General features: G+C 69.0%; 23 protein-coding genes. 5 read left to right on the plus strand and 18 right to left on the minus strand.

The window, feature by feature from the left end; genetic code table 11:
- Nucleotides 1–17 precede the first annotated feature (17 nt).
- Both I596_RS01095 and bla read right to left on the minus strand, forming a co-directional pair.
- Nucleotides 18–1838 (minus strand): DUF4153 domain-containing protein, encoded by a 1821-nt coding sequence (locus I596_RS01095; protein WP_067642952.1) that lies wholly within the window; start codon nucleotides 1836–1838, stop codon nucleotides 18–20.
- Between the two features lie 164 nt (nucleotides 1839–2002).
- Entirely contained in the window at nucleotides 2003–2890 is an 888-nt protein-coding gene (bla, locus tag I596_RS01100; protein WP_067642955.1) for a class A beta-lactamase, read from the minus strand.
- 98 nt (nucleotides 2891–2988) lie between these two features.
- Between bla and I596_RS01105 the strand changes: the two genes are divergently transcribed.
- On the plus strand, nucleotides 2989–3870 hold the full coding sequence (locus tag I596_RS01105) for a LysR family transcriptional regulator (protein WP_067642958.1): 882 nt from the start codon (nucleotides 2989–2991) through the stop codon (nucleotides 3868–3870).
- Nucleotides 3871–3926: 56 nt separating this feature from the next.
- Here I596_RS01105 and I596_RS01110 read toward each other — a convergent pair whose 3' ends face one another.
- From I596_RS01110 to bufA2, 8 genes are all read right to left on the minus strand, one after another.
- Complete coding sequence (locus I596_RS01110) at nucleotides 3927–5168, minus strand: c-type cytochrome biogenesis protein CcmI/CycH (RefSeq protein WP_150131951.1); 1242 nt, start codon at nucleotides 5166–5168, stop codon at nucleotides 3927–3929.
- Entirely contained in the window at nucleotides 5165–5605 is a 441-nt protein-coding gene (locus I596_RS01115) for a cytochrome c-type biogenesis protein (RefSeq protein WP_067642961.1), read from the minus strand. Before I596_RS01115 ends, I596_RS01110 begins: the two co-directional genes overlap by 4 nt.
- Nucleotides 5602–6150: a DsbE family thiol:disulfide interchange protein gene (locus tag I596_RS01120; protein ID WP_067642965.1), complete on the minus strand. Its 549-nt coding sequence runs from the start codon at nucleotides 6148–6150 to the stop codon at nucleotides 5602–5604. Before I596_RS01120 ends, I596_RS01115 begins: the two co-directional genes overlap by 4 nt.
- Nucleotides 6147–8108, minus strand: coding sequence for a heme lyase CcmF/NrfE family subunit (locus I596_RS01125; protein ID WP_067642967.1), 1962 nt, complete (start codon nucleotides 8106–8108; stop codon nucleotides 6147–6149). Before I596_RS01125 ends, I596_RS01120 begins: the two co-directional genes overlap by 4 nt.
- Before the next feature lie 163 nt (nucleotides 8109–8271).
- Nucleotides 8272–9168, minus strand: a complete 897-nt coding sequence (locus I596_RS01130) for an AraC family transcriptional regulator (protein ID WP_067651247.1) — start codon at nucleotides 9166–9168, stop codon at nucleotides 8272–8274.
- 103 nt (nucleotides 9169–9271) lie between these two features.
- Nucleotides 9272–10054 carry an HvfC/BufC N-terminal domain-containing protein gene (locus I596_RS01135; RefSeq protein WP_067642970.1) on the minus strand — a complete coding sequence of 261 codons (783 nt, stop codon included), beginning with the start codon at nucleotides 10052–10054 and terminating at the stop codon, nucleotides 9272–9274.
- Nucleotides 10051–10899 (minus strand): MNIO family bufferin maturase, encoded by an 849-nt coding sequence (bufB, locus tag I596_RS01140; protein WP_067642973.1) that lies wholly within the window; start codon nucleotides 10897–10899, stop codon nucleotides 10051–10053. Before bufB ends, I596_RS01135 begins: the two co-directional genes overlap by 4 nt.
- Nucleotides 10900–10950: 51 nt before the next feature.
- On the minus strand, nucleotides 10951–11214 hold the full coding sequence (gene bufA2, locus I596_RS01145) for a BufA2 family periplasmic bufferin-type metallophore (RefSeq protein ID WP_067642976.1): 264 nt from the start codon (nucleotides 11212–11214) through the stop codon (nucleotides 10951–10953).
- Between the two features lie 292 nt (nucleotides 11215–11506).
- Between bufA2 and I596_RS01150 the strand changes: the two genes are divergently transcribed.
- The gene (locus I596_RS01150; protein ID WP_067642980.1) at nucleotides 11507–11965 is read left to right on the plus strand and encodes a DoxX family protein; all 459 of its coding nucleotides are present in this window, start codon (nucleotides 11507–11509) and stop codon (nucleotides 11963–11965) included.
- Nucleotides 11966–11993: 28 nt separating this feature from the next.
- On the opposite strand, the gene ccmE is transcribed toward I596_RS01150, so the two are convergent.
- The 7 genes from ccmE to I596_RS01185 are packed head-to-tail and all read right to left on the minus strand — an operon-like array spanning nucleotide 11994 to nucleotide 16585.
- Nucleotides 11994–12449 carry a cytochrome c maturation protein CcmE gene (gene ccmE / locus I596_RS01155; protein ID WP_067642983.1) on the minus strand — a complete coding sequence of 152 codons (456 nt, stop codon included), beginning with the start codon at nucleotides 12447–12449 and terminating at the stop codon, nucleotides 11994–11996.
- Nucleotides 12446–12622: a heme exporter protein CcmD gene (ccmD, locus tag I596_RS01160; protein WP_067642985.1), complete on the minus strand. Its 177-nt coding sequence runs from the start codon at nucleotides 12620–12622 to the stop codon at nucleotides 12446–12448. The genes ccmE and ccmD overlap by 4 nt, the downstream gene beginning before the upstream one ends.
- Entirely contained in the window at nucleotides 12615–13379 is a 765-nt protein-coding gene (locus I596_RS01165; protein WP_067642988.1) for a heme ABC transporter permease, read from the minus strand. The genes ccmD and I596_RS01165 overlap by 8 nt, the downstream gene beginning before the upstream one ends.
- A 15-nt stretch (nucleotides 13380–13394) precedes the next feature.
- Complete coding sequence (gene ccmB, locus I596_RS01170) at nucleotides 13395–14078, minus strand: heme exporter protein CcmB (protein WP_067642991.1); 684 nt, start codon at nucleotides 14076–14078, stop codon at nucleotides 13395–13397.
- The gene (gene ccmA / locus I596_RS01175; protein WP_425478819.1) at nucleotides 14075–14719 is read right to left on the minus strand and encodes a heme ABC exporter ATP-binding protein CcmA; all 645 of its coding nucleotides are present in this window, start codon (nucleotides 14717–14719) and stop codon (nucleotides 14075–14077) included. Before ccmA ends, ccmB begins: the two co-directional genes overlap by 4 nt.
- Before the next feature lie 60 nt (nucleotides 14720–14779).
- Complete coding sequence (locus I596_RS01180; RefSeq protein WP_067642997.1) at nucleotides 14780–15721, minus strand: hypothetical protein; 942 nt, start codon at nucleotides 15719–15721, stop codon at nucleotides 14780–14782.
- 48 nt (nucleotides 15722–15769) lie between these two features.
- Entirely contained in the window at nucleotides 15770–16585 is an 816-nt protein-coding gene (locus I596_RS01185) for a hypothetical protein (protein ID WP_067643001.1), read from the minus strand.
- A 392-nt stretch (nucleotides 16586–16977) separates the two neighbouring features.
- On the opposite strand from I596_RS01185, the gene I596_RS01190 reads away from it, so the two are divergent.
- From I596_RS01190 to I596_RS01195, 3 genes are all read left to right on the plus strand, one after another.
- Nucleotides 16978–21450 (plus strand): RHS repeat-associated core domain-containing protein, encoded by a 4473-nt coding sequence (locus I596_RS01190; RefSeq protein ID WP_190278956.1) that lies wholly within the window; start codon nucleotides 16978–16980, stop codon nucleotides 21448–21450.
- Between the two features lie 562 nt (nucleotides 21451–22012).
- Nucleotides 22013–22435: a YbbD-related protein gene (locus tag I596_RS19340; RefSeq protein ID WP_484481961.1), complete on the plus strand. Its 423-nt coding sequence runs from the start codon at nucleotides 22013–22015 to the stop codon at nucleotides 22433–22435.
- A gap of 346 nt (nucleotides 22436–22781) precedes the next feature.
- Nucleotides 22782–24212 carry an FAD-binding oxidoreductase gene (locus tag I596_RS01195; RefSeq protein ID WP_083965270.1) on the plus strand — a complete coding sequence of 477 codons (1431 nt, stop codon included), beginning with the start codon at nucleotides 22782–22784 and terminating at the stop codon, nucleotides 24210–24212.
- A gap of 179 nt (nucleotides 24213–24391) precedes the next feature.
- Here the strand turns inward: I596_RS01195 and I596_RS01200 are convergent, their stop codons facing one another.
- The gene (locus I596_RS01200; protein ID WP_067643007.1) at nucleotides 24392–24991 is read right to left on the minus strand and encodes an ECF-type sigma factor; all 600 of its coding nucleotides are present in this window, start codon (nucleotides 24989–24991) and stop codon (nucleotides 24392–24394) included.
- Nucleotides 24992–25031: the final 40 nt, after the last annotated feature.

Genomic DNA, 25031 nt, shown 5'->3' on the forward strand with positions numbered 1-25031 from the left:
TGCGCGCAGCGCGATCGTCACGGTGGATCGGCTGCGCCTTCTTTCGGCGGTGCGGATGGCTTCGTGACCTGTGCCGGCGTGACCATCTGGCTATCCACCGCCAGGTCCGGCCAGCGGCGCGGTTGGGTCGTCACCTCGCCCCTGCGCAGCGCCAGCGCGATGCGCTGGGTGTCCATCGGTGCGTGCCAGAACAGGGTCGCTACGCGCTGCCAGCGGCCGCCGGTGGCGGCGTCCCACAGCGAGCAGGCGATGGTGTTCTCCGCGTCCAGATTGCACAGCAGCGTATCGGTGCGGCCGTCGCCGTCGAAGTCGCGGTCGATCGTCAGGCAAACGGCATCCGCCCGCAGGCATCCGTTGGTGGCGTCAGGTTCGGCGAGCAGTGCCTGCAACAGGGCTGGGTCCGGTGGCGCCGAGCCTTGCGCGGGGCGAAGCCTCGCCGCCAGGGCATCGACCGTCGTCAGCCGCGGATGCTGCTGCTCCTCGTCGTGGTGCCGGTAGATGCGTGTCTGGCGCTCCAGCTGGCTCTGCACGGAGGCGGCGAGCGCCGGGTCGGCGGCGACGCGCGCATCGGCGGACAGGGTTTGCAGCGCGCGATAGCCGTAGCGGCCACTGCGGAAGCGCAGATAGTTCAGATCCAGCTGTGCGGCGTCGGTGCGCGCTTCGGCCCAGCGGCGCAGCTGGTCGGCAACCGCAATACGGTGCGGGTCGAGCAGCGGTGAGTTCACCGCGACCATCAGCGCGATCAGCACCAGCGATACGGCCACGTTGATGCGCGGCAGCGCGGCCAGCCAGCGCCCGCCGCGGCGCAGCACGGCAACGGCGTAGGCGAATGCGAGCGTGGTCAGCAGCACGCATGTCAGCACGGCGAACACGCGCTCGCTGGTCCAGCCGTACTGGCCGATGCGCAAGGACAGCGCGTACAGGCCGATCAGGCCGTAGACCGGCAGCGTCAGCAGACCGGCGCCGATCGCGTGGCGCAGCCAGGCCGGGTACGGCGACGGCTGCTCGCCGTCCTGCCACACGGCGTTGACCGACAGCACCATCACGCCGATCACGCTCATCAGGATGAACGTGGCCGAACGCGTATCCCACAGCGCCGCCAGCCCCGTGAACGGCAGGCTGAGCACGAACAGGACCGCGATGAACGCGACCAGCGGCAGCAGGCCGGTGACGATCGCCTGCACCACCTGCCGCGCGATGCGGATGGGCCGGTGCTGGGTGCGGCCGATCAGGATGCCCAGGCCCACCATCGTGCCGGTGGCGAGGTATTCGAACGCATCGTTGCGGAACAGCTCGCGGAAGAAGTCGATCTTGACCAGGGCGAACAGCTCCGCCCACAGCTGCAGCACGCCCCAGCAGATACCGGTGAAGAGTCCGGCCAAGGCGAGCGTCAGGCCGTTCTGCCAGACGTGATCGAACAGTTCCGCGTACGGCGCGCACCAGCGGCCGTGCCGCAGGCTGCATTGCAGGTACGGCAGGGCGGCGAACACGGCCAGTGCCGTGGTGAAGCCGTATGGACCCAGCACCTCGCTCGCGTCCAGGCCCGGCGCGCCGGTCGCGCTCCAGGCGGCCCAGCCCGCCGGCACGGCCAGGACCAGCAGCATGAGGGCGGCGTGCTGCCAGAAACGCCGGTCGTCCAGGCGTTGCACCGTCAGTGTCATCGCGCCGGGCACGGCCAGCACCAGGGTGATCCAGCACACGCGCCCGCCGAGCAGCGAGAACGGCCACCAGCCGTGGTCGTGGCCGGTCTCGGCCAGGTACATCAGCAGGCCCTGCAACAGCGATACCAGCACGATGAAGCGGCGCACCGGGCGCGCCAGCGGCGTTTCGGATTGCATGGTCGGGTCTCCCTGGATGCCGATCGTAGCGGGTGCGCACGGTGACGGCACCCGGGGCGATCGTCGGCGCCGGATGCGGCACCGATCGGCGTGGGAGCGGACGCAGTCCGGGTCGGCGGCGGGCGATTTGCGGGCGCCGTGCCGCGCGGGGACGACGGGGATGGTCAGGCGGCTGCGTAGAGGCCGGCCACCTCGCGCGCCACGGACGCCAGAATCGCGTTGCGTCCGTCGTCTTTCAGCGACGACCCGGTGAGATAGCAGGCCAGCGCGAACGGCGCACGGCCCTCGGGCCAGACGATCGCGACGTCGTTGGTGGTGCCGGGGCCGCTGCCGGTCTTGTCGCCGACGCGCCAGCCTTTCGGCAGGCCGGCGCGCAGGCGGTGATCGCCGGTGCGGTTGCCGGCCAGCCAGCCGGTCAGTCGCTCGCGGCTGGCCGGCTGCAGTAGGTCGCCGAGCACGAGGCGTTGCACGTGGGCGGCCATTTCGCGCGGCGTGGTGGTGTCGCGCGGATCGCCGGGCGGCACGTCGTTGAGGTGCGGCTCGGGGCGGTCCAGCCGCGTGGTGGCATCGCCCCAGGCGCGCAGGGTGGCGGTGAGGCCGGCCGGGCCGCCGACCAGCGGCAGCAGCAGGTTGGCGGCGGCGTTGTCGCTCAGCGTCATCGTCGCCTCGCACAGGTCGGCTACGGCCAGGCCGTGGGAACCGACATGACGCTCGGTCACCGGCGAGTGGTGGATCAGGTCGTCCTTGCGGATCGGAAGGCGCCGGTCCAGCGTCAGCTCGCCGCGATCGACCCGCTGCAGCACGGCGGCCGCCAATAGAAATTTGAAGGTGCTGCACATCGCGAAGCGTTCCTCGTCGCGCCAGCCCAGGCTCCGGCCGGTGGCGGTGTCGAGCACGGCCACGCCCAGCCGTCCGCCGCTGGCGCGCTCCAGTTCGGCCAGCCGGTCGCGCGGCAGCGCCAGGGGTGCCGCGGCCGTTGCGGCACGGGGCAGGGCAGCGGCGAGCAGCAGCGTGCCGCCCAGGAGGTGCAGGAACTGGCGTCGATCGGTCATGGCGTGTCCTCGGAGGGTGCGGCGAGTATTTCGCGGCGTGGGCACGGCCACCAGCGCGAAGATTTGATCGGAGCCATGCGCGCAGCTAATGTCGGCCGATGATCCGCCCGCATCTGCCGTTGAATGCCCTGCGGGCATTCGAGGCCTCCGCCCGCCACCTCAACTTCACGCGCGCCGCGACGGAACTGTGCGTCAGCCAGGCGGCGCTCAGCCATCAGATCAAGGGGCTGGAGGCGCGCCTGGGCGTGACCCTGTTCCGCCGGCTGCCGCGTGGCGTGGCACTGACCGACGAGGGCGCGGCGCTGTATCCGGTGCTCAACGAAGCGTTCGACCGCATCGCCGCGGTGCTCGACCGGATGACCGGCGGGCACCTGCGCGAGGTATTGACGGTGGGCGTGGTCGGCACGTTCGCCAACGGCTGGTTGCTGCCGCGCCTGCCGGCGTTCCAGGCCGCGCACCCGGGCGTGGACCTGCGCGTGCTGACCCACAACAACCGCGTGGACCTGGCCGCCGAAGGCCTGGACTGCGCGATCCGCTTCGGCGACGGCGACTGGCTGGGGCTGGCGGCCACTGCGATCGTGCCCGCGGCGCTGACGCCGCTCGCCTCGCCGGCGCTGGCGCGGCGCATCGTCCAGCCGCGCGACCTGGCCGCGATGACGTTGCTGCGCTCGTACCGCCAGGACGAATGGCCGCGCTGGTTCCAGGCGGCGCATACGCCGGCGCCGCCGGCGCGGGGTCCGGTGTTCGATTCGTCGCTGGCGATCGCCGACGCGGCGGCCGCCGGCGCGGGCGTGGGCCTGCTGCCGGCGCGGCTGTTCGCGCAGGATCTGGCCGGCGGCCGCCTGGTACGCCTGTTCGACGTCGAGGTCGATGCCGGCCGCTACTGGCTGACGCGTCTGCGCTCGCGGCCGGAGACACCGGCGTTGCGCGCATTCCGCGAGTGGCTGGCGACGGCCGAGACGGCGTCAGCGGTCCGCTAGCGCGGCGCGCACCACCCCTTCGGGCAGGGGCCGTGCAGCAGCGCGTCATGCGGCCGCTACGGCACCACCTGGTCGATCGTCAGCACGATCGGCGCCTTGTGCAGCACGTCCAGCGGCGCCGACAGGGTCTGCAGGTCGCCGCTTTGCGGCGTGGCCTGGCCCGAGCGTGAGATACGCGCGCCGACGACCACTTTCGGGAACATCGACAGCTTCATGTTCGGCAGCATGCCGTTGGATTCGTCGAGCGTGACGGTCAGCGGCAACTGGCCGGCGGTCAGGCGCTGGATCGCCAGCGGCATCGGCGGGCCTTCGGCGGCACGCGCGAAGACGAACAGCGTTGCATCCGGGGCGAGGCGGTCGGCGAGCTTCGGATCGAGTGCGACCTGGATCGTGAGCCGCGGGCCGTCCACCGTTGCGGCCGACGGTGCCGCGTCAGGCGCGGTCGTGCCGATGCCGGGTGCACCCGGCGCAGCGGCCGCGGCGGGCGCTTCGGGCAGGCCGCCCAGGCGCCGCGCATCGGCGATGCGGTCCTGGATGCTCTGGGCCACGTTCGAGCCGGCCGGCAGCTGCGCCAGCACGCGGTTCCAGGCGTCGATCGCCTGCGGGTAGCGCTGGGCCTGGTACTCGCTGATGCCGAGCAGCCACAGCGCGCGCTGGTTGGCCGGATCGGCGGCGAGCGCGCGGTCGAGCAGGGTGCGCGACGTGCCTTCGATGCGCTGCTCGGGGCCGGACAGCGCCAGCGCCTGGGCGTATTCGACCAGCAGGTTGTTGTCTTCGGGCAGCAGGTCGTGCGCGCGCTTGAGCGCGTCGCGCGCCTCGGCGAAGCGCTGCATCGACTGGTAGGCGCGGCCGAGCAACGCCCAGCCCGTGGCGTCGTCGGGGCTCTTCTCGAGCTTGGCGACCAGGCCGGCGACCGCCTGGTCCATGCCCATGCCCATGGCGTGTTCGTCGCCGGGTGCGGCGGCGGTCAGCGCGGCGGGGTCGAGCGCTTCGGGCGTGCCGACTACGCGATACAGCACGATCGCGCTGACCGGCAGCAGCAGCGCGACCAGGAGAAGCGTGGCGAAGGTGCTGCGCGCCGGGCGTGCGGAGCCGGTGGCGACGGCGGGCAGGGCCGCGCGCTTGGCGGCGTACTCCTCGTCGCTGAGTACGCCGGCGGCACGCGCCTGGTCGAGCGCGCGCAGTGCGCGGACGTCGGGGCCGGTCGTGGCGCCACGCCGGCGCAGCAGCGGTACCAGGACGATCGCGAGGGCGGCCGCGATCATCAGCGCGGCCAGCAGCAGAAAGCTTGGAGTCACCAGTCGTCCCCGTCGGTGGTGCGGGTGGGTGCCGCGGCGAGTGCGCGGCTGCGCCGGCGCACGATTGCGACGACGGCGAAGAGGCCGATCGCCAGCACCAGCGCCGGCCCGAACCACAGCAGCGCGGTGCCGCCGCGCAGCGGCGGGTCGTACAGCACGAAGTCACTGTAGCGCTCGGTCAGCCAGCGCTTGATCTCCTCGTCGCTCTTGCCGGCCTGCATCTGCTCGAACACCTGCTGGCGCAGGTCCTGCGCCAGCGGCGCGTGGGAGTCGGCGAGGTTCTCGTTCTGGCAGACCAGGCAGCGCAGCTGGCGCGTGAGCTGCTGGAAGCGCTGTTCCTGCGCCGCATCGGCGAACGGCAGCGGGTCGATGGCGTGCACCAGGACGGGCGCGGCGGCCAGCAGCAGGGCCAGCGCGAGGCGGGACAGCCGGTTCATGGCGCGGTCTCCTTCAGCGCGGCGATCGCGGGCTTGAGTTCGTTCTCCACCGCCTCGGGCGTGAACGGGCCGATGCGCTTGTAGCGGATCACGCCGTTCGCATCGATGAGGAAGGTCTCGGGCGCGCCGTAGACGCCGAAGTCGATCGCGACGCGGCCCTCGTAGTCCACCAGGATCTGGTCGTACGGATCGCCGAACTGCGCCAGCCAGCGCCGGGCGTCGGCGGTCTCGTCCTTGTAGTTGTAGCCGATCACCGGCACGCCGAGCTGGCGGATCGGCCCCATGAACAACGGATGCTCGACGCGGCAGGCCTGGCACCAGCTCGCGAAGACGTTGAGCAGGTACGGCCGTCCGGCCAGCTCCGCGCTGCCGGCGGTGCGGTCCGGCTGGGTCAGCAGCGGCAGGGCGAAGGTGGGTGCCGGCTTGCCGATCAGCGGCGAGCGCACCTCGCGCGGATCGTGCGTCATGTTCCAGGCGATGCCGAAGCCGAACAGCACCACCAGCAGCGCGAAGCCGATCAGCGGCGCGAGGCGCGAGAGCTTCATGCGCGGGCCTCGGCTGCGCCGGCCGGCGCGGCGGCCGGCGTGCGCACCGCGCGGAAGCGGCGATCGCCGGCGGCGACGAAACCGCCCAGCATCATCAGCAGCGCACCGGCCCAGATCCAGCGGATGAACGGCTTGTGGTAGACCCGCACCGCCCAGGCGCCGTCGGTGCCGAGCGGCTCGCCCAGTGCCACGTAGAGGTCGCGGAAAGCGCCGGCGCGGATCGCCGCCTCGGTCTGCACCTGGGTGCCCTGCGAATACTGGCGCTTCTGCGGGTGCAGCACGGCGATCGTGCGGTCGCCCTGCAGCACGGTGACCGTGCCCTGGTCGGCGCTGAAGTTCGGGCCTTCGTGGTGGCCGACGCCGTCGAAGCGGAACGTCGCCTCGCGGATCGTCACCGATTCGCCCGGCGCCATGCGCAGGTCCTTCTCGATGCTGGTCGCCTCGGTGACCAGCACGCCGGCGACGAACACCGCGATGCCCAGGTGCGCGAGGATCATGCCGAGCATTTCCGGCGTGTAGCGGCGCCCGGCCGGCAGGCGCCGCCAGCGTGTGAGCGCGAACAGCACGATGCCCGTGCCGACCCAGATCGCCAGCGCCAGGCCGGCGATCGCCTTGGCCGGCAGGTCGCGGCCGAGCAGCCAGGCCACGGGGATCGCGAGCACCGCCAGGGCCAGCGCCGGCCGCAGCGCGCGCAGCGCGGCGCGCAGGTCGCCCTGGCGCCAGTTGAGGAACGGACCGAACGGCACCAGCAGCACCACCGGCAGCATCAGCAGAACGAACATCAGCCCGAAGTACGGCGGGCCGACCGAGATGCGGCCGAGGTTCAGCGCCTCGCCGATCAGCGGATAGAGCGTGCCCAGCAGCACCATTGCCGCGGCGCAGGCGAACATCAGGTTGTTGACCAGCAGCGTGGTCTCGCGCGAGACCGCGGCGAACGGCTCGCCGCCGGCGATCTTCGGCGCGCGCAGCGCGTAGATCAGCAGCGAGCCGCCGATGGTGACCGCGAGGAAGGCCAGGATGAACAGGCCTCGCCCCGGATCGCTGGCGAAGGAATGCACCGAGGTGATGACGCCCGAGCGCACCAGGAACGTGCCGAGCAGGGACAGCGAGAACGCGAAGATCGCCAGCAGCAGCGTCCAGGCGCGGAACGAGCCGCGCTTCTCGGTGACCGCCTGCGAATGGATCAGCGCGGTGCCGACCAGCCACGGCATGAACGAGGCGTTCTCGACCGGGTCCCAGAACCACCAGCCGCCCCAGCCGAGCACCGAATAGGCCCACCACGAGCCCAGCGCGATGCCCAGCGTCAGGAACGCCCAGGCGACATTGGTCCACGGCCGCGACCAGCGCACCCATTCGCGGTCCAGCCGGCCGCCGAGCAGGGCCGCCAGCGCGAACGCGAACGCGATCGAGAACCCGACATAGCCCATGTAGAGCATCGGCGGGTGGATGATCAGCCCCGGGTCCTGCAGCACCGGGTTCAGGTCCATGCCGTCGGCCGGCATCGGCAGTTCGCGCGCGAACGGGTTGGAGGTCAGCACGGTGAATGCGAGGAAGCCCAGGCTCACGAAGCCGAGCACGCCGAGCACGCGCGCGATGAAGTCCTCCGGCAGGTGGCGCGAGAATGCCGCCACGGCGACGATCCAGAGATTCAGGATCAGCACCCACAGCAGCAGCGAGCCTTCGTGCGCACCCCATACCGCCGAGAAGCGGTAGTACCACGGCAGCAGCAGGTTGGAGTTCTGCGCCACGTAGGCGACCGAGAAATCCTGCGTCAGGAAGGCGTGCGTCAGGATCGCGTAGGCGATCGCGACGAAGACCGCCTGCCCGGCGGCCACCGGCCGGGCCACCGCCATCAGCGCGCGGTTGCCGGTCTGCGCGCCGACCAGCGGCAGCACGAACTGCAGCGCGGCCAGCAGCAGGGCGAGGATCAGCGCGAATTGTCCGAGTTCTGGGAGCATGGCGGCACGTGGCGATGGCGGCGGCGGGTGAAACGGCGAAGCGCCGTTCCGGCGGAGGGCGCGCAATCGGCGAGACTACCAAAAAGACCGGCCGGCCCTGCTGCGCCGCGTCGCCCCGCGCCGCGGCGCAGCCCGTGCGGCGTCGCTTGCGGCGATTTGCCGCCTACGGTTCGCCCCGGCCTTCGCCGGCGCGGACCTTGCCGGGGCCGATGCCGGTCAGGCGCTTGAACAGCTTGCGGAACGCCGGCTCGCTCTTGTAGCCGAGCTGCTCGGCGATCGCGGCCACCGACAGGCGCCGGTTCTGCAGCAGGTGCCAGGCCTGGCTGACACGCCATTGCGCCAGGTACTGCATCGGCGGGATTTCCAGCAGCGTCGCGAAGCGTTCGGCGAAGGCGCTGCGCGACATGCCGGCCAGGTCCGCCAGGCGCGCCATCGACCAGTCCTCCTCCGGCCGGGCGTGGATCGCCTGCAGGACGCGTGCGATGCGCGGGTCGGCCAGGCCGGCGAACAGGCCCCGCGGGTCGCCGCTCTGCGTGGTGTACTCGCACACGGCCAGGATGAACAGGCTCGCCGCCAGCGTGTTGAGCATGACCTGGCGGCCGAGCCCGCCGCGGCGCGAGGTGCTGACGAGGATCGCCGCCAGGTGCGCGAACGCCTCGCCGCCGTCGCGCGCACGCACGATCACGCAGTCCGGCAGTGCGCGCAGCACCGGGTTGTGCGTCCCGATCAGGAACGTGAACTCCCCGCACAGCATGCTGGTGTAGCCGGGATCCGGATCGGTGGTGGCGACCGGCGCGCAGGCGTCGGCCGCCCGCAGCAGGTGGCCGCTGCCGTGCGGGAACATCACCAGGTCGCCGGCCTCCAGCACCACCGGGCCGTCGAGACCGGTCGCCTCGATCACGCAGCGGCCCTCGCCGATCAGGTGGAAGGCGCCATGACGCGTGGCCGGCTCGCGTTCGAGCCAGGCGCCGCAATAGCGCAGGTCGTCGACGATCTCGACGCGCAGCTGCACGCCGTTCAAGGCGGATTCCAGAACCTGTTCGATCGGGTTGTTGCGCATGGGCAGGACGGCCGGTGTCGGCAGCAACCGGCAAGCAGCGCCGACGCGGGCATCGGCGGACCAGCGCAGTGTAGGCCGATGTGTCGTCGCGTGTTCGCGACGCCTAGACGGCGATCGGTCCATCGTCCAGGCCGCCGATCCAGCCGGCCTCGACCCAGTCGCGCAACACCTGTGCGGCGCGCGGGGCCGCTGCGTCCATGCCGTGCCATTCGGCAAGCGCGGCGCAGAGCGCGCCGAACGGCAGGCCCCGCCGCATCCCGGCGAGCACGGCGGCCTCGTCGACGGCCAGGCGCCGGTACCGCACGCGCCGTTGCTGGCGCCAGATCGCCAGGTCCGCTGTCTCGGCGGCCAGGGCCGGCGGCGTGATCCGGGCGTCGGCGGCACGGCGGATCGCGTCGAGATTCCAGGCCAGCGGCAGCACGATCAGGTTGGGGTGCAGCCCCAGGCGCAGCGCCGGCCAGGCCTGCGGCGGCAGTGCGGCGAGGCGCCCCGCTTCCAGCGCCGGCAGGTCCGGCGCATCGAACGCGGTCGACAGCGCCCATTCCAACTCGGCCATCGCCGCCGCGGCCGGTTGCGCGGGAACGGCCTCGCGCAGCCAGTCGGCGAACGCCGCGCCGTACCAGCGGATGTTCGGATGGCGCGAGGGCCGTTCGCGGGCGTAGCGTGCGGTCCAGCCGGCGAACGCGGCCTCGCCGGCCAGGGCCTGCAGGCCCGGGAATTCCTCGGCGAGCACTTCGTGCAGGCGCTGGCGATAGGCATGCGCATAGACGCCCAGCCGCGTCGCCGCGTCGGCGCCGGGCGTGGTGCATACCGCGCCGGCCACCGTCGTGTCGTCGGTCAGAAGATGCGCGGCGAACTGCCGCTGCAGCGTGCGCAGCGCGGTCATGCGGCGCGTCCGGCCGCCACCTGCCGCGCGATCGTGCGCGCGATCGCCAGTTCCGCCAGCAGGTCGGGCAGCGGCGGCATCGCATCATCGCGCTCGATCAGCGCCGACACTGCGCCGAAGCGCCGTACCGCCTCGGCGTAGAGCGTCCAGACCGGATCGGCGATGGCCGCATCGTGGGTGTCGATCAGCAGCGTACCGGCCGGCGTGTGGCCGGCCAGGTGGAACTGCTGGATGCGCGCGCCCGGCAGGCCCGCGAGATAGGAAAGCGGATCGAAGCCGTGGTTGACGGCGCTGACGTGGACGTTGTTGAGATCCAGCAGGATCAGGCAGTCGGCGGCCTCGGCGACGGCGGCGAGGAATTCCCACTCGGGCATCTGCGAGGCGTGATAGCCGACGTAGCTGGAGACGTTCTCGAGCACCAGGCGCCGCCCGAGGACGTCCTGCACCTGGCCCACGCGCGCCGCGACGTGCGCGACGGCCTCCTCGGTGTACGGCAGCGGCAGCAGGTCGTGCAGCTGGATGCCGTCCACCGCGGTCCAGCACAGGTGGTCGGAGATCCAGGCCGGCTGCACGCGGTCGGCCAGGTCGCGCAGGTCGCGCAGGTAGGCGCGATCCAGCGGATCGGTACCGCCGATCGACAGCGAGACGCCGTGCATCACCAGCGGATAGCGCGCGCGGAAGCGCTCGAGGTAGTCGAGCGGCCGGCCGCCGGGCACGAGGTAGTTCTCGGTGACGATCTCCAGCCAGTCGATCGGCGCCGGCTCGGCCAGGATCGCCTCGTAGTGGTCCACGCGCAGGCCCAGGCCGTGGCCGAGGCCGGGATAGCGCAGCGACGTCGCGGTCATCGGTGCGGCTCCGCAGCGGCCACCGGAACCCGGCGGCCGCCGCGCGTGCCGTCAGGGCGCTTTCTTGGCCGCGTCCTGGGCGGCTTTGCAGGCAGCCTCGGACTTCTGCATCGTGAAGCCTTCGCCCTTGCAGGCGTTCTGGCCCTTGCAGGCGTTCTTGGCGCTCTTGCAGGCGCCGTGGCCCTTGCAGGCGGAGGAGTTCTCGCATTTGACCTTGGCGTCGGCGCCCTCGGCGGCGAATGCCGGGCTGGCGACGGTGCCGGCGAAGAGGCCGGCGACGGCGGTGGCCAGGGCGATACCGGTGAGCTTGTTCATGGCGTGGATCCTGTGCGGCGGAGGGGAGGCGGCCCGCGACGATGCCGCGGGCCGCTGCCGGGGTGGTGTCCAGGGGGTGACACCGGCGGCACCGGCCATTGTCCGCAGCGGTGCGGCAGGGACTGCGGCCAGGCATCCGCCGGATATGTCCGGGCGTCCGGCGATTCAGCCGCCGGAAGGACAGCGGTGCCGATGGACGCCGGGCCGCAAACGGCGGACGCGCGGACATGGCGCCGACGCGACGGGCTGCCTAGGCTGGACCCTCTCGTGCGCCGTCCGCCCGGAGGAATCCATGGCCGCCGTGATCGCCCTGTGCCGTCGCCTGCTCGATGTCGCCGCATCGCTCCGGTGGCTGGGGCCCCTGCTGGTCCGGCTCGTGTTCGGCTACTTCTGGCTCGAGACCGGCTGGGCCAAGCTGCAGAACCTGGACGCCTTCACCGAGCGCTTCGTCGGCTGGGGCATTCCGTTTCCCGCAGCCAGCGCGGCGCTTTCGGCATGGACGGAGCTCCTGGGCGGCGCGCTGCTGATGCTCGGCCTCTGCACGCGGTGGGCGTGCATCCCGCTGATCGTCAACATGGTCGTGGCGGTGGCGCTGGTCGTGATCGTGGACGTCGGCACGCTCGACCAGTTCGTCGAACTCGACGAGGTGCTCTACATCCTGGTGTTCATCTGGCTGCTGCTGGCCGGCCCCGGCCGTGTCAGCCTCGATCACTGGCTGGCCGGAAGGCTCGGGCTGCCACGGTACGACTGAGCCGCCGCCGCGCCGGCGGCGTTCCGCGCTACTTGGCGGTATCGGCCGGGACGTTGTGCTTGACGTGGGCCTTGCCCATCGCGTCGGCCAGTTCCTTGGGCATGTAGCCCTCGTCGTGCTTGGCCAGCACCTGGCGCGCGACGAAGCGGCCGTCGCTGAGCTGGCCGGTGGCGATCACCGCCTGGTTCTCGCGGAACAGGTCCGGCAGGATGCCGGTGTACTCCACCGGCAGTTCCGCGTCGCCGTCGAGCACCACGAAGTCCACCCGCAGCGAATCGGTCGCACGGCGGATCGAATCCTTCTTGACCATGCCACCGAGGCGGAAGGTCTCGTGACGGGCGGCCTCGCCGGCCAGCACCTGGGCCGGCGTGAAGAGGTAGTTCATGTTGGACTGCAGCGCGAAGACGGTCAGCGTCGTGGCGACGCCGACCGCGAGCAGCAGCAGGCCCACGGCGATCAGGCGGCGCTTGCGGGTGGGCGTCATGGCGCGGCTCCGCTGCGGCGCTGCTGCCGGCGCAGCATCGCGGCGAGATCCTTCAGCACGCGGCGGCGGCGCAGCCGCGGCGCGGCGTAGTCGATCGCCAGGACCACCACGAAGACCGCGTAGGACAGCCAGACGTAGAAGCCATAGCCGCCCATGGAGATGAAATCAGCCATCGCGGCCTCCTTCTTCCTTCAGTGCCGCGGCACGGACCCAGTCCTTGCCGCCTTCGAGTTCCAGCAGCGCCACGCGCGAGCGCGCCAGCAGGCTGCCGAGGAACCACAGCTTGGTCGCCAGGGCCATCAGCAGCAGCGGCCAGAGCATGTCGCCGCTGATCGAGGACTTGCCGAACATCTTCACCGTCGATCCCTGGTGCAGCGTGTTCCACCAGGTGACCGAGAAATGCACGATCGGCACGTTGACGATGCCGATCAGCGCGAGGAAGCCTGCCGCGCGCGCGGCCTTGCGGCGATCCTCGATCGCGGCGTGCAGGCCGATCACGCCCAGGTACAGGAACAGCAGCACCAGCTCCGAGGTCAGGCGCGCGTCCCAGGTCCACCACGTGCCCCACATCGGCTTGCCCCAGAGCGAGCCGGTGACCAGGCAGATCAGCGTGAACGCCGCGCCGACCGGCGCGCAGGCCATCGCCAGCGTCTCGCTGAGCTTGATCCGCCAGACCAGCGCGATGAAGGCGTTGATCGCCATGACGAAGTAGATGAACAGGCTCATCCACGCGCTCGGCACGTGGATGTAGATGATCCGGAACGCATCGCCCTGCTGGTAGTCGGCCGGCGCCATCGCCAGGCCGCCGTACAGCGCCACCGCACCGAGGATCAGCGCCAGCGCATAGCACCACGGCTGCAGGCGCCCGGCGATGCGGTCGAAGATCGGCGGCGAGCCGAGTTTGTGGAACCAGAGCGTCAGTGCATTCATCGGGAGGCGGGCGACCTAGCTCAACGAAATCCGCAGGGCCGCCGCGCAGGCCAGCGGCGCCAGCACCAGGGCCATCGCCAGGGCCGCGCCCAGCCACAGCAGCGGGGCGGCGAACGGCAGCCCGGTCTGCGCCGCGTTGCAGGCACCCGCGGCGAAGATCAGCACCGGCACGTACAGCGGCAGCACCAGCAGGGCCAGCAGCATACCAGAGCGGCGCATGCCGACCGTCAGCGCGACGCAGACCGCGCCGATCAGGCTGAAGAGCGGCGTCGCCAGCGCCAGCGCCGCCAGCAGCACCGGCAGCACCGGCGCCGGCAGGTGCAGGAACTCGGCCAGCAGCGGGCTGACCACGAGCAGCGGCAGCGCCGAGGTCAGCCAGTGCGTGGCGATCTTGCAGGCCAGCAGCAGCGACAGCGGATGCGGCGACAGCACCAGCTGCTCGAGCGCGCCGTCCTCGTAGTCGCTGCGGAACAGCGTGTCGAGCGCCATCAGGCCGGCCAGCAGCACGGCGACCAGGATCACGCCCGCGGCGATCGCCGCCAGCCGCTCCGGTTCCGGGCCGAGCGCCAGCGGGAACAGCGCCACCACCATCAGCGCGAACAGCACCGGGTTGAGCACGTCGCCGCGGCGGCGCCAGGCGAGCAGCAGGTCGCGCCGGACCAGGGCGGCGCAGGCGGCGGCGGTCGTCCCGGGCTTCATGCGGCGAGCGGCCGGATCGGCAGCCGGCGCGGCGTGCCGGAGGTGAACGCATAGGCGCCGTGCGAGGTCACCAGCGCAGCGCCGCCGCGGCGCGCGTGGGTGTCGAGCAGGCGGTTGACCAGGTCGATGCCGCCGCGGTCGAGGTTGGCGTAGGGCTCGTCGAGCAGCCACAGCGCGGCCGGCACCAGCAGCAGCCGCGCCAGCGCGACGCGCTTCTTCTGGCCGGCAGACAGCTGCCGCGCCGGCACGTCCTCGTAGCCTTCCAGGCCGACGCTGCCCAGCGCCATGCGCGGCGAGACGCCCGGGCGCAGGCCGGAGACGCCGATCGCGAAGCGCAGGTTCTCCAGCGGCGTCAAGTCGGTCTTGAGGCCGGGCTGGTGGCCCAGCACGGCGACCTGGCGCGCCAGCCGCGCCAGCGTCAGCGGCTCGCCGTCGAGCAGGATCTCGCCCTCGGCTTCGAGCAGGCCCGACAGGACGCGCAACAGGGTGGTCTTGCCGGCCCCGTTGTCGCCCTCGATCAGCACCACGTCGCCCGCGTACAGCCGGAAGCCCAGCGGGCCGAAGATCGCCTCCTCGTTGCGGGCGAACGCCAGGCCGCGTGCTTCGAGCAGCGGGATCGGGTCGTGGTCGGGAGAGGCGATCATGGAACCGGCAATGCTAGCCGGCCGCGCCAGCCGGCGCCATGCGGCGCGGTGCCCCGATCAGGGTGTCTCGAAGCCGTCGGCGAACAGCCGGTCCAAACCCTCGACGACCAGGGCCCCCGGGCCGACGACCGTGGTCGTGTAGCTCTGACCGGGCGTGCCGGCGCTCCATTGCGAGGCGACTAGGTAGTAGCTGCGCCCTTCGAACAGCAGCGCGCTGATGCGCGCGGTGCCGGCGGGCGGTCCGTTCGGCGAGGAGCCGTTGCCGGCCTCGTAGTCGAGCAGGTTGACCAGCGGCTGGGCCGGGTCGAAGCCACCCTGGTAGAGCGCCAGGAAATGGTTACCGCTCGCCACCACGCTGGTGAAGGCATAGCCGCCGGACACCGCGACCTGGAACGGCATCGCCTGGTAGACCATCGGCCCCAGGCCCGAGACCCCGGCGATGTAGTACGGCCGGCTCCAGGTCGGCCCGGCCGCGACCGAGCCGGTGTAGGTCGCGGTCACGTCGTCCACGCGCGTGGTGAGGTGGTACTCCACGTCGCTCAAGGCCGCCACCCAGGGCGGGCCGACCGAGGTGAAGCGCCATTGGAACGTGCCACTGCCGCCGACGTCCGCGAAGCCGCCGATGAAGTCCTGCAGCGGATAGTCGGCATAGGTCCGGTCGCCGCCGAAGCGGGGCCAGGTCAGCGTGCTGCTGCCGTCCGGTGCGGTGATCGTGGCGGCGAGATCGAGCGACCACGGCGCCAGGCCGTTCTCTTCGTCGGCCACTGCGGCCGACCAGCGTGCCGTGAAGCCGACGCCGCTGACCGGCCCGGCGACGGCGAACGGCACCGCCTGCACGACCGCGGTGCCGCCGACCGTGAAATCCGTGCCGGGCACGCTGGCGATCAGCTTCTCGGCGGCATCGGCCGCGCCGGCCGCCGCCAGGACGGTGGCCAGCAGTGCGGCAGCCGCGGCAGGACGCCGATGGCGGACCGGAATGCGGAGGACGAGGACGGCCATGCGCCGCATGCTACCGGCGCCGGCGCGGCCTGTCATGCCGGCCGGTCGTCAGTACCACCAGGTCCTGACGTCGTCGAACCACAGCCGCCAGGTCGGTGCGCGCACGCTTTCGAACACCTGCAGGATCGCCCAGCCGCCGAGCGCCTCGTCGATGTGCGCACCCGGATCGTGCATCGCATGGTTGGCGTAGACGGTGGCACCGTCCGGATCGCTGATCTGGTAGGTGATGCCGCGCGCATTGCTGGCCAGGATCAGCACGCGATACCAGGCGTTGTCGCGCAGCGGCGTCGAGCAGGTGGCGGGGAACAGCGCATTGCCGGTCTTCCAGAAACTCTCCACCTGGGCCGTGCGCGCGGTCGGGCAACCGTCCGGTCGCGCCGACACGTCGCCGATCACGATGCCGCGACCGGACAGCTCGCCTTCGCGCGCCGCGGTGGCCGGGTCGTCGAACGCCCAGCGTCCCTTCAGCAGGACGGCGATGTGCGCGGCCGGGTTCTGGCCGAAGTAGTCCTGCGCGTAGAACAGGAAGCTGATCGCCTGGCCGCGCACGCCGGCCGGCTGCGGCGCATCGGGGACGCCGAAGGCGAGTGCATCGCTCCCGTACGGATTGGCCGGTAGAACCTGCGTGACGAACGGCAGCAGCAGCGGCTGCGGCGTGTGCTCCACGCGCGGCGCGCCGGCGGCATCGTAGTAGAGCGCCAGGCGGCCCCAGGCGGTCTCGCCGATGCGTCCGGCTGCGGCGGATGCGGAACTGGCCAGCCCCAGCGCAAGCGCCAGCATCGTCCGGATTCTCTCGGTCGCCTGCATCGTCGTTTCGCGTGTCCGCGCCAGGAAGCCCGGCGCCGTGCCGGTACGGACGCTCATTCTAGGCCAACAGAATCGGGGCTCGGTCGCCGCAGGGAAGGCGACGAGGCTCGGTGGATTAGCAGTCCAGCGTCCAGATCCTCACAGAAGGTTGCCAGACATGGGGTCGGACCGTCCGCGATGGGCCGCGTCTGCCTCGGCCCGAAGCATGCAGCGCAAGCGATGACACTCTCGCGGATGCGATCCGCAGGCGCGAGACTTTCTGTAACTGTGTCGGTCTTTGCAGAACCCGGCGCATCGGTTAATGTCCGGTCACGTCGCAGGGAGACCCACAGGGGGAAGCCCCGACGTTGTCGTTGAGGCATCGGATCGGAAGTCCGTTGGGAAGGCCGTGCACATACCCGGCCTGTTTCTCGTCGAGGATGCGGTCCGGGCCTGCAAAGGAGCTTTGCATGACCGTGTCCGCCCCAGTCCCGCATATCGCCGGATTTCTTCGTTCGTTGTGCCTGCGTCGCGTGTTGTGGGCCCTGCTGCTGGGGTCGGTTGCGCCGGCCTGGGCGGCCAGCCCGACCGACCCGCCGCCGCCCGAGACGTTGGAGACGATCGTAGTGCGCGGTACGCCCTGGGGCGGCAGTCGGCCGCCGTGGATGGGGTCAGGCGGCTATGTGCCGCGCTACCCGCGCGAGCTGCGCTGGCCGAACCCGGGCGACGTCAACAACAACGCGGCGGACGACGAAATCGATTGCGCGCGTGGCAATCCGATCGTGCTTGCGACCGGCAACAAGGTCGAGCGCGAGATCGATTTCCTCAGCAGCGGCGAGATGGGCCTGTACCTGGAGCGCCGCTACAACCACTATTCCTCCCGCGGCGGCCTGTTCGGCGGTCATTGGCTCAGCAACTTCGACTACAGCCTGAGCTTCACGACGTTGTCGACCGGCGGCGGTGGGCCGGTCATTGGGCCGGTGAACTATGCCTGGGCCTATCGGCCCGATGGCCGCCGCATCAAGTTCGTCCCCAACGGCACCAATCGCTGGACGGAGGCCAAGCCGGACTGGACGGCCTTCATCCAGAAGAACCCCGATGGGACCTACACGCACTACACCGAGGACAACACGGTCGAGAAGTACTCCAGTTTCGGACGCATCCTGGAGATCAAGAACCCGCAAGGCATCCGCTGGACCTTCACCTACCAGACCGGCAATGTCCTCCACCGCGTCACGCACAGCTCCGGCCGCTACGTCGAGTTCACGATGACCAACGGCCTCCCCACCACGGTGCGTGCACCGGATGGGAATCTCTATACCTACACCTACATCGGCAATTGGCGTCTTCAGACCGCGACCCGGCCAGGCCAGCCGATCACCACGCACACCTACCACTACGAGAACACCAGCTTTCCGGGAGCGCTGACCGGCAAGTCGATCGACGGCGTGCGCTATTCGACGTTCACGTACGACAGCCAGGGCCGTGCGATCACCTCCGAACACATCGGGCCGGTGGACCACTACCACTTCACCTATACCGTCACTGGTGCGCGCAGCGTGTCGGCCGATGAGCGGCCGACGCTCCCGGTTCCACCGAACGGCCAGCCGTACTGCCTCACCAACGGGGAGTGCACGCCGGTCATGGACTCGTTCGGCGGCTCAGGCCCCCCGCCGGTGCCGCCGGAGATGGACTACCCGCTGGCTGCTGCGGTCACCACCGGCACGATGACCGTGCTCGAGCGGGGGCCGCTCGGCAATCCGCGCAAGGAGACGACCTACGTCTTCGTCGACGGCAAGCTCGAAAGCGTGAGCGGAGCCCCCTCGGCCTGGTGCGGCGCGACGTTCCGGTCGGCCACGTACGACAGCAACGGCTATCCGAATCTCGTCTACGACGAGAACGGCAATGCGACCGACTACGACTACAACGCGACCGGCCAGCTGCTCAAGCGCACCGAGGCCGCCGGCACGTCCTACGCGCGCGTGACCGACTACACCTGGGATGCGGGCAACAACCGGCTGACCGGCATCACCGTGGTAGGCGACAGTGCGACGACGCTGGCCTATCAAGCCTTCAGTCACCGCCTGGCTACTGTCACCGTCATGAACTTGACCGGCTACGGGGTTGCGGGGCAGTCGCGCACCGACACCTATGGGTACACCTACCACGGCAACGGCCTGCTGGCCTCGATGACGATCGACGGTCCGCGAACGGGTGCGGTCGATGTCCATACCGTCACCTATTCCACGCTGGGCGACCTGACCAGTATCAGCAATCCGCTGGGTCACACCACCAGCTACCAGAACCACACCGGCCTGGGCTATGCGGAGCGGATCATCGGCCCCAACACCAATGAACGGATCGACATCGCGCACGAGGCACGCGGGCGACAGAAGACCGTCACGACCTACCACAACAGCGTTGCTCAGACGACGAGCTACGACTACAACACGCGCGGCCTGGCCGGGCGGATCACCCGGCCGGACGGCCGCGTGACCGAGCTTCGGTATGGCGCGGACAACCGGCTCTACAGCGTCTGGGAGGCCGAGGCCAGCGGGACCAAGGCGGTCATCGGCCTGGGCTACAACCCGGCCGGTGGCGTGGTCAGCCAGCGGGTCACCCGCTATACCGGCAGCGGCGATCCGCCCGAGCCGTGCAACTCGGGCATCTGCGTGCTGCCGACCGCGGCAGTCACGCCCGACGGCGAAACGGTGGAGGTCCACGGCGATCCCGGTGCGATCGCCTCGTACCTGCGTAGCCTGGGCGTCAGCGGTGTCGAGGAGCCGACGGCTTCGGTCGAGTTCCGCAGCGCGTTCACCGACTACGACGAACTCAACCGGCCCCGTGCCCGGCGCGGCAACGGCAACCAGCACGCGTGCTACGAGTACGATGCCGCCGGCAACGTCACGAAGATCAAGGAAGTCAGCGGTGGTTCCTGCACGGGGACGGTCCTGCGGCAGACCCGGATCTTCTACGATCCGCTCAACCGCGTGGAGAAGGTGACCGACGCGCACAACCAGTCGACCGAATTCGGCTACGACAAGGCCGACCGCATCGTGCTGGTCAAGGACCCGAACGGGAACAGCACCACCTACCAGTACGACGGCTTCGGTCAGTTGTGGCGGCTGTCGAGCCCGGACACCGGGATCACGACCTACAGCTACGACATCGGCGGGCGCATGACGTCAATGACCAAACCCGACGGCGCCATCACCTACACGCACGACAACCTCGATCGCGTGCGGACCGCAACGGCCGGTGGGCAAACGCAGACCTTCACGTACGACAGCTGCACCAGCGGCATCGGCCGGCTGTGCGGACTGGCCGATCCTAGCGGCTCGCGCACGATGACCTATACGCCGTACGGCTGGGTCGCCAGTGTTGACAGCATCTACACGTTGGGTGCTCCGTATTCGACGGCGACTTCCTACATGGAGTACACCTACGACGGTTCCGGCAATCTGACCCAGATGAACGGCAATGCGCCCTATCCCAAGCTGGTGTACGACTACACCCTCGGCAAGGTGTCGGGCGTGACGTTCTACGACAGCGCCACGCCGCAGACGGTCGCCAGCAGCATCAAGTACGACCCTTACGGGCCGGTGGTGGCGTTCACGCGCGGCAACGGGCTGGTCAACACGCGCGCATACGACCTGGATGGACGCCGCGTGTCCACGCGCTCGGCCGGAGCGGGAGTGACGGCGCTGGACCTGAGCTACCAGTGGACACGCCGTGACCTGATCCAGACGATCACCAATATGCAACTGCCGGCCCTGTCGCAGGGCTTCACGTACGACGACCTGGATCGGCTGCGGACGGCGAGCTCGACGGCCGACACCCAGGACATGAACTACGACGCGGTCGGCAACCGCACCTACCTGACGCGGGGTGGCTCGACCACGAACTACACGACTTCGTCCAGCAGCAACCGCCTGACCGGACTCAGTGGTGGTACGACGCGCAGCTACACCTACACCGGTAACGGACACATCAACAGCTACTCCGGCCTGGGTGGCGCGGTGTTCGGATACGACCCGTTCGACCGGCTGCGGACCGCCACGCGCGCGGGCCTGACGACGACCTACCGCGTCAACGGCCTGGGCCAGCGGGTGTCCAAGCAGGGTGCCGGGAGCAACCTCGCGCTGTACGCCTACCAGCCGGACGGCAACCTGGTGCTGGAATACGAATCGCAGCACAACGTCTGGAGCTGGATGATCCGGCTCTATGGCGAGCCGATCGCGCTGCAGCGCGGCACCAGCCTCTATGCCATCGACGCCGACCACCTGGGCCGGCCGCAGACAGTGACCAACGCAAGTCGATCCGTCGTCTGGCAGGCGAGCAACTACGCGTTCGACCGGGTGGTTACGACCGACGGCATCGGCGGTCTCAATCTCGGCTTCCCGGGCCAGCTCTACGACAACGAGACCGGGCTGTGGCACAACGGCTTTCGGGACTACGATGCGTTTACGGGGCGGTACTTGCAGTCGGATCCGATTGGGCTGAGTGGAGGGATGAATACCTACGCTTATGTTGGCGGGAATCCGGTGATGTTCACTGATCCGCTTGGGCTGGCTCCGGCGTCGGGCGCAATGGCAGATTGCTTGAGCAAAATATTCGGAGAATCTGTTTCTAGCGTGAACGTCAGAAACAAAATGTTCGTAACGAATGATTTCGTCACTACGCGAAGAAACTCGATAAGGCTTCCTCCTACTCTTTCAGTATCAGAGTTCTTTGCAGATCAAGGTTTGGTTCTGCATGAGTATTATCACGTTCTAAGGCAGTGGAATACAGGGCAGCTAACGCGCAGAGGATATCTGAGGGAGGTGTCACGTAGTGGCTCCTGGGCGGACGGGAATCGTTTTGAGGATGCTGCAAAAGCATTCTCAGAAGATAATCTTGCTGCTTTCAAGAAATGCCTTGAGGAGATGGATAGATGCAGCTAATAGGAAAAATATTTCTTACCGTGATGGTGCTTATTGCTGGGTGCGCAAGCTTTGGCGGCGACATGATTGTTCGCGTGTCTGGAGTGGTGCCTGAACCTAGTGCAATAGATAGAGTAAATCAACCTTGTCGACTTGAGATTGTTTCCATCAGGAGTGGAAAATCTGGGGCGGCACGGGATGTCCCGACAAGATTTTCTACAACGATAATGATCGTGGCTGGCCCAGAGCCGGAGCCGTACTATTTTATCGCGCAATGTGGCGGGGGGCTAGATTCAAGTCGGCAGAAGTCCTAATCAGCAGCCGAAGTTCGTATCCTAGAAGCTTTGATTTAGGTGTGTTGGAGCTGGAAGAACCATAGAAAAAAGCGCGGGACCGACCACCCGTACAGAAGCGGTCTCAGCGCGGTGCGCTCGGCGTAGCGGGCGGTGGAACGGATGTGAAAATGGTTGCTGGAGTGAGCGACGTAGCTTCAGTGGGGATCAGCACCTATAAGTCGTATCTAACCACGACGCACACACAACGAAAACGAACGTGGCCTTCTATGTGCCTCATCGCCGCGGTCATGCTTGGCGGCTGCGACACATCTACTAGCAGGTACCTTGACTTTAATGAGGCCGTGAGCGGCGGAGCAATGACGCGTGGTTGGTTGCCTGAAAATTTTCCATTGGGCGCGCGTGAAATCGTAGAAACACATAACATCGATACAAACGAGCTATGGGTGAGATTCACTCTGAATAACGCCGGGTTTGATTATTTTATCCAGAAATGCGCTGCGTCAAATGATCTGCCATGGCCATCCTACAGGCGAGTAAGACGGGTGGCAGCGTGGTGGCCAGAGATGCTCACGGAGAATGGGGCTGGGCAGCTGCGGAACGAGATTCGCAGGTATCGCTGTGCTGGAATGCCTCACGCTGGAACTAGGCTGGATGCCAGCGTTGTATTTGACCCAGAGGAAATGACTGTTTGGTACTGGGCCCGAGGCTAGTTGGACGGCGCTGAACTGATCTTTTGGAGGTGATGGTCGAATGAAAAAAGAAAGGTCATTGCCGTTCCGTCGCAACTTCATACTGGATCACTGCGCGTTCCTCTGCACTCAGATGCTGATACTGTCTTGCCATGGCGACACCCTATCCGTTCCGGGGTGTTGCGCTTGGAAGTTGAGACTAAGTAGCCTGAGTCGCGGCGGTTCGGCCATACGCTGTGCGCGTCCCCGGACGACATCTTTCACGGAGGCTCGACGGCTGTTGCCAACCGTCGCGTGCGGAGGCTACGGAAGGAGGCCCTTCTGAAGCAACATCGCTGGCGGCTGCGCTGCAGGAAGGCCGGAGCCAATGCCGAATAGCCACGATCCTCATCGTCGGCAACTGCTGCGAGCCCTGGCGCTGGGCGGCTCCGCGGCAGTGATCGGCTGCGGGCGAGAGGACGATGTCACCTACGTCAGCGACGTGGTCCAGATCGATCGGATCCCCGTCGCGGGTATCGCCAGTCCGGCCAGTACCCCAGAACTGCAACAGCTTCTGCGCGCTTCGCGCACGCCGGTTTCGGTCGGTGGCGCGCGCTACAGCATGGGCGGCCAGATCGCGGCGGAGGGCTCGCTGCATCTGGACATGCGTGCGATGAACCGGCTGGTCCGGCTGGATGTAGCAGCGCGTACGGTGCGGGTCCAGGCCGGCATGTGCTGGCGTGATCTCCAGGACATCATCGATACGCGCGATCTGTCCGTGAAGATCATGCAGAGCTACAGCAATTTCTCGATCGGTGGCTCGGTCTCGGTCAACTGCCATGGACGCTATGTCGGTGCCGGCCCGTTGGCGCATTCGATTCGTGCCTTGCAGGTGGTGACCGCCGATGGTGAGGTGCACGAGCTGGACCGGAACCACCAGCCGGAGCTGTTCGCGGCGTGCATCGGCGGTTACGGCGGTCTCGGCGTCATCAGCGAGGTGGAGCTGGACCTGGCCGACAATGCGGTCATCGAACGGCAGGCGCGCTGGATACCACTGGAGGCGTATCCGGACTTCTTTCGCGAGTCGATACTGGGCAACCCCGACGCCGTACTGCACAACGCGGACCTGATGCCGCCGGACTTCAATCGGCCGCTGGCCGTCAGTTGGATGCGAAGCGATGCGCCGCTGACCGATCGGGAGCGGCTGGTGCCGCGCCACCTGGACTATGGTCGGGACCAGAACCTCATCTGGGTGGCTTCCGAGCTTCCGGTGGGCGGGCGCCTGCGCGAGCGCTTCCAGACCGATCGCATCCTGCAGGAGAAGGCGGTCGTCCTTCGCAATCGCGAAGCCAGCCTGGATGCAACCTCGCTGGAGCCGCGCACGCGGATATTCTCCACCTACCTGTTGCAGGAGTACTTCATTCCGGTGGCGGGTTTCGCACGCTTCGCCACGCAACTGGCCGGTGTCCTCCAGCGGCACGAGGTCAATGCGCTGAACGTATCGATCCGCCATTCACCCGCCGACGCCGTGTCGCTGCTGAAATGGGCGGCGACCGAGGTGTTCTCGTTCGTCCTGTACTACAAGCAACGCTCCTTCACATCCACCGACGAACGCGCGGCCGACTGGACGCGGCAGCTGGTCGATGCCGCGTTGTCCCTCGGTGGCCGCTACTACCTGCCCTACCGCCTCCACGCGACGCCGCAGCAGTTCCGTCGTGCCTATCCGGAAGCGGATGACTTCGCCCGCATCAAGCGCGCTGTCGATCCGTACAACCGGTTTCGTAACCGGCTTTGGGACAAGTATCTGCCGTCGCCGTGAGCATCCGTCGCGCGAGCGCGCAACCGGGCTGCTAGGCGCGTGCCGGGGTGAGGACCGCCAATCCGGGTCGTTGGCCCCTGGCCAACCGATGGCAGATCGTTCGTACCGCCGCGTTCGACCGACAGGTCGCATGGATCGCTCGAGCGGCAAACCGCGAACACCACCCGCCTCGCGGGTGGCTACCGAACGGCGCGGGGCTGTCCGGTGGCCGGTGGGTCCGATGCCGAGCCGCCCTCCATCTCGGCGGCCAGCAGGCTGCGCGCGGCCTGCCAGTCGCGCTTGATCGTGCGCTCGTTGAGGTTCTCGATCGCGGCGATCGCCGGGAAGCTGAGGCCGGCGAAGAAGTGCAGGTGGACGACGCGGGCGGCGCGGGCGTCGATCGCTTCCAGCGTGGTGAGCGCACGATCCAGCGCCAGCACCTCCAGCGCTTCGCCGGCGGCGTCCGGCAGGTGCTCGTCGAGCGTGACCAGCACGGCCTGGCCGCCGCGTTTCTCGGCGCCGATGCGGCGTGCGTCGTCGACCAGCACCTGGCGCATCGCGCGGGCTGCCAGTGCCATGAAATGGCCGCGGCTGCTGGCGTCCAGGCGTTCGGCGTGGATCAGCTTGAGATAGGTCTCGTGGACCAGGACGGTGGTGGAGATCTGCGGGGTGGCCATGCCGCGCAGCTGGTGGTGCGCGCAGCGGCGCAGCTCCTCGTAGAGCCGCGCGAACAGCCGGCCCGAGGCGTCGGCGTCGCCGCGGCCGGCAGCGAGCAGCAGGTCGGTGCAGCCTTCGTCCATCGGCAAGATCGCGTACCTCGGTGGGCCGAGCATCGCCGCT

The organism is Dokdonella koreensis DS-123 (assembly GCF_001632775.1).
GTDB lineage: Bacteria > Pseudomonadota > Gammaproteobacteria > Xanthomonadales > Rhodanobacteraceae > Dokdonella > Dokdonella koreensis.